At 32.8% G+C, this 1,578-nt stretch carries 1 protein-coding gene; it reads right to left on the bottom strand.

All coding sequences use genetic code 11. From position 1 onward, the window contains the following. Nucleotides 1–1,405, bottom strand: a 1,405-nt coding sequence (locus tag DIU01_RS03735; RefSeq protein ID WP_290831906.1) for an APC family permease, incomplete at its 3' end; no start/stop codon positions are given. Nucleotides 1,406–1,578 lie beyond the last annotated feature (173 nt).

Raw genomic sequence — 1,578 nt, 5'->3', positions numbered from 1 at the left:
AAATTGCAACAGCTACCAAAGCTGGAAAAACAAACTTCGCATTCACGTAAGGTAAATGGAATTTCCCGGCTTCTTTCTCTCTTCTCGGAATTAGTAAAACGCCACCACAAACCAATACAAAAGCAAATAAAGTTCCGATAGATGTAAAATCTAAAACAAAAGTTTTATCAGTAAAAATAATTGGTACTCCAACAACTAAACCTGTAACTAATGTTGAATAAGATGGTGTTTTAAACTTAGAGTGAATTTTTGAAAAACGCTTTGGCATTAAACCATCACGACTCATTGTCATCCAAATACGTGGTTGCCCCATTTGAAAAACAAGCATCACACTTGTCATGGCTACAACTGCACAAATTGCTACCAAAAAGTGCATCCAAGGTAAATCGAAATTTTCCTTTTCAAATATAAATGCAAGTGGATCACCAATTCCCTCAAAAGCTTTATAATTAGTCGCTCCAGTCAAAACTAAAGTCAACAAAATGTAAACAATGGTACAAATTACTAATGAATAAATCATTCCGCGTGGCAAATCACGTTGCGGATTTTTACTTTCTTCTGCCATAACACTAACGGCATCAAAGCCAATGTAAGCAAAGAAAACTCCGCTTACAGCCATCATAACACCACTAAAACCATTAGGCATAAAACTCGGAATTCCTACTGAATTATCTGGTGTCCAGTTTGCGAATAGGTCATTTTTAAAAATTAATATTCCTCCGACTATAATGATTAATCCTACGACAAACATTTTAATCCAAACCATTAAATTACTGAAGTTTTTACTCTCTTTTACACCTCGATAAACCAAATAAGTAATGATTAAATTAATTAACAATGCTGGTAAATCTAAAATTATTTTCAAACCACCAATTTCAGAAGCAGTTGTCCATGCCGTTAATGCTTCGCCTTGAACATTTCCGTGAAATGCTTTGGAAGCTTCCATATAACTTGTAGATAAATAAGCCGGAAAATCAACACCACATTGTTGTAATAATGAGGTGAAATAATCGCTCCAACTATAGGCAACATATATATTTCCTATAGAATATTCCATAATCAACGCCCAACCGATAATCCAAGCAAATAATTCACCAAAACTTGAATAAGCATAAGTATAAGCACTACCAGCAACAGGTATTCTACTAGCAAATTCCGAATAGCAAAAAGCTGTAAAAGCACAAGCAATGGCAACTATTATGAACAAAAAAACTACACCTGGTCCACCATTAAAAACAGCACTACCTAAGCTGCTAAAACTTCCTGCACCTAAAATTGCAGCTATTCCGAAAAAGGTTAAATCTTTAACTGTTAATACTTTATTCAATCCAGAATGTTCGCCATCGCCACCTTGTTGTAAAATTTTAGAAATTGGTTTTTTTCGAAATAAATTAGAAAAATTCATATAGTTTGATTTGGTTGATAGTGTAAATTAAATTAACGCTTTGCTAACTTTTGGCGAAAACAAATATATAAAACTTAACGAATAAATATTTCAAACTTTGTTATAAAAGTGATTTGAAAGTTTACAGCCACAAAAATTACAAGAAATCGAAAATTATTCACTTTATTAAATCA

Origin of the sequence: Flavobacterium sp. (assembly GCF_003525665.1) — a bacterium.
Classification (GTDB): domain Bacteria; phylum Bacteroidota; class Bacteroidia; order Flavobacteriales; family Flavobacteriaceae; genus Flavobacterium.
This window is presented reverse-complemented; position numbering and strand designations above follow the sequence as displayed.